The following is a 5227-nucleotide window of genomic DNA, read 5'->3' on the forward strand; positions in this document are numbered from 1 at the left end:
GGCCGGCACCCGTAGCGCATCGCCGCAGACGCCCCGAGGGCGGTGCTCAGCGGTAGTCCTCCGGGGTGCCGGCCCGCCCGCCGTGCACGACCTCCAGGAAGTACCCCCAGGCGTCGGGCTGCGAGCCGTCGGCGTCGGTGAAGCCGTACTCCCTGGCGAGTTGGCCGCTGTTCAGCGACTTGCCGTTCCAGCGGGCCCGCTCCGGGTCGGCGGCCAGCGCGGCGACCGCCCGGCCGACGTACGCGGGCGACTCGGCGATCCCGAAGTGTGGGTCCTTGGCGACGGCGTCGCGCCAGTTCTCCTCGCGGACGCCGAAGACGTCCAGCATCTGCTCGGAGCGCAGGAAGCCCGGGGTCAGCGCGACGGCCGTGCCGCCGACGTGCTTGAGGTCCTCGGAGAGCGCGAACGCCATCCGCAGCGGGGCGTTCTTGGCGAGGTCGTAGTAGAAGCTCTCGCGGAAGCGGCGGTTGTACTCGCTGGTGCCGTCGGTCATCTCGACCACGAGGCCGCCCGGGTTGCGGACCAGCAGCGGCAGCGCGCAGGAGCTGGTGATCACATGGCTGCGGACGCCGAGTTCGAGCAGCCGCAGGCCCTTCTCCAGCGGGATGTCCCACATCCGGACGCCGAAGTCGATGAGGTGCTCGCCGCCCCAGATGTCGTTGACCAGGACGTCGAGCCGGCCCTGCTCCCGGTCGATCCGCTCGACCAGGGCGCGGACCTGGTCGATCTCCAGGTGGTCGGTGGGTACGGCGATGCCCTCGCCGCCGGCGGCGGTCACCAGCTCCGCGGTCTCCTCGATCGTCTCGCCGGGCCGCCCGACCTCGCTGACCTTCGTCCGGGTGGTGCGGCCGGTGGCGTACACGGTGGCGCCCTGCTCGCCGAGGGCGACCGCGATGGCCCGGCCGGCGCCCCGGGTGGCTCCGGCGACCAGGGCGATGCGGCCGGTGAGGGGTTTGTCTCCGGGCGTGTTCTCGTTGCTCATGGAACCGACGATGGCAGCCATACCCGCCACCTGCTGTCCGGATTTCCGGCGGACCCGGGGTCTTTCGCCCGGAGGGCGCAGCGCGGCGGCGGTCCGGCGGGTCCGGGCGCACGGGCCCTCGCGTCCGGGCCCCGGCGCCCGGCCGCGGGAAGGGGGGCCGCCCCGGAAGCCCGGGGGCCGGCTTCCGGCGGGGGGAGGCGGGGCGGGTGCGTGCCCCGGCCGGCAAGGGGGGTGCCGGCCGGGGCACGGGTCCTTCGGGGCGGGGCGGTCAGCCCGCGTGCACCGCCCGGGGGCGCAGATCGGTCCAGTGCCGGTCCACGTACTCGATGCCGGACTCCCGGGTGCCCCGGTGGCCGGTGGGGCGCCAGCCGGCCGGGGGTTCGAGGTCGGCGGGGAAGAGGCCGTGCTGGCCGGCGTCGTTGACCAGCACGCTCCACTGCTCCGGGCCGCTGTCGTCCATCTGGGTCTCCGTCTTCTCGTCGCGGGTGCGGGGGGTGTGCGGGGCGCGGCTCACCGGCCGGCCGCCGCCTCGGCCCTGCGCTCGGCCACCGCGGCGGCGAACTCGCCGAAGGAGCGCAGGCGGAACAGCAGGCTGGTGGGGACCTTGACGTCCAGCCGGGCGCGCAGCCGGGTGGCGACCTGCATGGCGCTCAGCGAGTGCCCGCCGAGGTCGAAGAAGTCGGCGTCGTCGGCGATCCCCTCCGCCCCCAGGACCTCGGTCCAGACCGAGGCGACCACCTCGGCCACCGACTCGGCGGCCTCCCGGACCGGCTCCACGACCGGCTCCACCACCGGCTCGGCCGCGGCCACCGCGGTGCTGCCGACCAGGGCGGCGAGCGCCAGCCGGTCGACCTTGCCGCTGGTGGTGACCGGGAAGGCCGGTACGACGGTGTAGCCGGTCGGGCGCATCCAGATCGGCAGCAGCCGCTCGGCGCGGTCGCGGACGGCGGAGACCGTCCCGCCCTCGCGCAGCTCCAGCAGCGCCTCCAGCCGGTTGATGCCGTCCTCGCCGGTGTGGCTGACCACGACGGCGCGGGCCACCTCGGGGTGGTCGGTCAGAACGGCCTCGACGCCGCCGAGCTCGATCCGGTGGCCGCGGATCTTCACCTGGCTGTCGGTGCGGCCGAGGTAGCGGACGGTGCCGTCGGCGCGCTCCACCACCCGGTCGCCGGTGCGGTACATCCGGGATCCGGGCGGGCCGACCGGGTCCGGGACGAACTGGGTGGCGGTCAGGCCGGGGCGGCCGACGTACCCGCGGGCCAGGCCGGGGCCGGCCAGGCACAGTTCGCCCGCCGTGCCCGCCGGGACCGGGCGCAGCCAGGCGTCGACGATCCGGATGGCGGTCCCCGCGAGCGGGACGCCGATGTGCGGCTCGCCGGGCGCGGTGACGTGGGTGCCGAGCGCGTTGACGGTGGCCTCGGTCGGGCCGTACAGGTTGGCCGCCGACAGCACGCCCTCGGCGGTCAGCGCGGCCAGCCGGTCCCACAACGAGGGCGGGACCGCCTCGCCGGCGATCAGCAGGCGCAGGCCCGGGCGCTCGGTGCGGGCGACCGGCTCCAGCTCCTCCAGCAGCACCTGGGCGTGCGACGGGGTCATGTCGACCACGTCGATCCGGTGGTCGGCCACGAAGCGGGCGAACGCCTCGCCGTCGCGGCGGGTGTCGTCGTCGATCACGGCGACGGTGTCGCCGCGGAAGACCCGGACCCACTCCTGCACGGAGGCGTCGAAGGCGGCGGAGGCGTTCCAGCCGACCCGCTCGCCCGGCTCGCGGAAGAAGCCGCCCCGCTCCATGCCCTCCAGGAAGTGGGCGAGCGCGGTCACCGACACCGCGACGCCCTTGGGGCGGCCGGTGGAGCCGGAGGTGAAGATGACGTACGCGAGGTCGTCCGGCCCGGTCTCGACCGGGGCGACCCGGGGGAGGCCGTCCCAGTCGAGCCGGTCCAGCGGGATCGCGCCGGCCTCGGTGCCCGCGGGCAGCTTCCCGGCCAGGGCGGCGTGGGTGAGGACGGTCACCACGCCCGCGTCCTCGGCGATCCCGGCGAGCCGCTCGACCGGCTGCTCCGGGTCGAACGGCACGTACACGGCCCCGGCCTTGAGGATGCCGAGCACTGCGACGACCAGGTCGATCGTGCGGGGCAGGAAGACGCCGACGGCGCGCTCCGGGCCGGCCCCGGCTCCGGCGAGCAGCCCGGCCAGGCGGTCGGTGCGCTCGTCGAGCTGGGCGTAGGTGAGGGTGCCGCCCGGGCCGGTCACGGCTTCGCGGTCGGGGTGGCGGCGGGCGGCGTCGAGGAACCGGCCCAGCAGGGCGCTGGTCCTCGGCAGGGTCTCTACGTGGTCCATCGGTGTCGGTTCCTCGATGCTCGTGAGGGATGGATCGGGGGGCGGCCGCCGGTCGGGGCCGACGGGCGGCCGGTACGGCCGGGGCGGTGGGAGCGCCGGGTCGCCGCTCAGGCGGGGATGTCGGCGGTGGTGCGGCCCTCGAACTGGTGCAGCAGCTCGGTCTTGGTCTCCAGCGGGCCGGCCTCGGTCTGCAGCGCGATCTTCCACTCGCCGTGGCTGCGCACCCAGACCATCACGTGCACGAAGGTGATGTGGCCCAGGGCCGGCGAGTCGAAGCGGACCCGCTCGATGACCTGGCCGGTGCGGCACTCCTGGACGGCGATCTTGACCGGCGCGGTCTTCATCCGCCAGGTCGGGTCCTCGAAGTAGGAGCTGAGGATCTTGCCCCAGGACTCCTTGTTCATGCCGATGGTGCCGTCGGCACCGAGGCCGGTGACATTGCCGTCGACGAAGAACGAGAACCACGCGTCGAAGTCCCGGCCGGCGAAGGCGCGGTCGAACTCCTCGGCCGCCGCCTTGAGTTCGCCCTCGCAGCGCTCGCAGACCGGCAGCGCCTCGCCGTGCGTGTAGGCCTCCTTCGGCTCGCCGTTGTCGACGGCGACCTCGTCCTCGTTGACGTCCAGCTTCTCGCGCATGGGTACCCCTCGGGTGTCGGCTCGATCCGGTGCGGTGGCCACACGCTAGGGCGGCCGACTACAGATCCACTTGAGCCGAACGGGTGTCCAACTCCCTTGGTTCGAGCGGACCTTGAGAGCGGCCGAACACCCTGGCCCGGAACCAGTGCCCCGAAACCCCTGGAGTCGTGTCAGATGCGTTGGGACAACGTGTACGTAGCCGGCCTCGGCGCCTACCTGCCCGAGGAGGTGCTCACCGCCGAACAGGCCGTCGCCGCGGGCGACTACGACGCGGCGGCGGCCGAGAAGAACGGCGTGCGCGCCGTCCGGGTCGCCACCGCCGAGGAGACCGGCCCGGTGATGGCCGCCGCGGCCGGCCGGCAGGCCATCGCCCGCTCCGGCCACCGCACCGAGGAGATCGACCTCGTGCTGCACGCCTACACCAACCACCCGGGCCGCGAACTGTGGACGCCGGCCCACTTCGTCCAGCAGGAGACGCTCGGCCACACCACCGCCGCCGCGATCGAGATGCGCCAGGGCTGCAACGGCGTCCTCGGCGGGCTCGAACTCGCCGCGTCCTGGATCGCCGCCCGCCCCGAGGCCACCGCCGCCCTGGTGACCTGCGGCGACGCCTGGCAGCTGCCGTACATCGACCGCTGGCGCAGCGACGACCAGACCGTCTTCGGCGACGGCGCCTGCGCGACCGTGCTCTCCACCCGCGGCGGCTTCGCCCGGCTGCGCTCCACCGTCAGCCGCTCGGACGCCAGCCTGGAGCCGCTGTACCGGGGCCTCGGCCCGTGGACCCAGGCGCCGTTCGCGGACGGGAAGACCGTCGACCTGGGCGCCCGCCCCGGCGACTGGCTGCTGCGCAACGAGGACGCCTACGACGAGGTGCTGGAGGTGGTGAGCGACAACTTCACCAAGACCCTCGACCAGGCGTTCGCGGACGCCGGCACCTCGCTGGACGACGTGCAGTGGTTCATCCACGGCACGGTGATCAAGCCGATCGCCGAGTGGGGCTTCTACCAGAAGCTCGGCCTCGACCCGGCCCGGACCACCTACGACTGGGGCCTGGACTACGGCCACATGGGCAGCAGCGACCAGTTCCTCGGCATCAACCACCTGATCGAGAGCAAGCGGGCGAAGCCGGGCGACCTGATCGCCACGGTCGGTGTCGGCATCGGCTTCATGTGGACGGCCGCGGTGCTGGAGGTCCTGGACGTGCCCGACTGGACGGCCTGACCGCCGCGGCCGCGGCGCCGGGAACGCCGAGGGGGCGGGTGGATCCGAT

Annotated in this window: 5 protein-coding genes; 1 reads left to right on the forward strand and 4 read right to left on the reverse strand. The window is 74.3% G+C overall.

The window, feature by feature from the left end; all coding sequences use genetic code 11:
- Positions 1 to 46: 46 nt before the first annotated feature.
- The 4 genes from ACWGB8_RS37665 to ACWGB8_RS37680 form a co-directional block, all read right to left on the reverse strand.
- Positions 47 to 982: an SDR family oxidoreductase gene (locus tag ACWGB8_RS37665; protein WP_452218167.1), complete on the reverse strand. Its 936-nt coding sequence runs from the start codon at positions 980 to 982 to the stop codon at positions 47 to 49.
- 268 nt (positions 983 to 1250) lie between these two features.
- Positions 1251 to 1496 (reverse strand): MbtH family NRPS accessory protein, encoded by a 246-nt coding sequence (locus ACWGB8_RS37670; protein ID WP_452218168.1) that lies wholly within the window; start codon positions 1494 to 1496, stop codon positions 1251 to 1253.
- Positions 1493 to 3322 (reverse strand): amino acid adenylation domain-containing protein, encoded by a 1830-nt coding sequence (locus ACWGB8_RS37675; RefSeq protein ID WP_452218169.1) that lies wholly within the window; start codon positions 3320 to 3322, stop codon positions 1493 to 1495. Before ACWGB8_RS37675 ends, ACWGB8_RS37670 begins: the two co-directional genes overlap by 4 nt.
- A 107-nt stretch (positions 3323 to 3429) precedes the next feature.
- Complete coding sequence (locus tag ACWGB8_RS37680) at positions 3430 to 3957, reverse strand: nuclear transport factor 2 family protein (protein WP_452218170.1); 528 nt, start codon at positions 3955 to 3957, stop codon at positions 3430 to 3432.
- 174 nt (positions 3958 to 4131) lie between these two features.
- Between ACWGB8_RS37680 and ACWGB8_RS37685 the strand changes: the two genes are divergently transcribed.
- Complete coding sequence (locus tag ACWGB8_RS37685) at positions 4132 to 5178, forward strand: ketoacyl-ACP synthase III family protein (protein ID WP_452218171.1); 1047 nt, start codon at positions 4132 to 4134, stop codon at positions 5176 to 5178.
- Positions 5179 to 5227: the final 49 nt, after the last annotated feature.

It is taken from the genome of Kitasatospora sp. NPDC054939 (genome assembly GCF_053610105.1).

What these genes read in the sequence shown, in the direction of transcription:
- ACWGB8_RS37665 (WP_452218167.1), bottom strand. Translation starts at nt 982, where the DNA reads ATGAGCAACGAGAACACGCCCGGAGACAAACCCCTCACCGGCCGCATC.
- ACWGB8_RS37675 (WP_452218169.1), bottom strand. Translation starts at nt 3,322, where the DNA reads ATGGACCACGTAGAGACCCTGCCGAGGACCAGCGCCCTGCTGGGCCGG.
- ACWGB8_RS37680 (WP_452218170.1), bottom strand. Translation starts at nt 3,957, where the DNA reads ATGCGCGAGAAGCTGGACGTCAACGAGGACGAGGTCGCCGTCGACAAC.
- ACWGB8_RS37685 (WP_452218171.1), top strand. Translation starts at nt 4,132, where the DNA reads ATGCGTTGGGACAACGTGTACGTAGCCGGCCTCGGCGCCTACCTGCCC.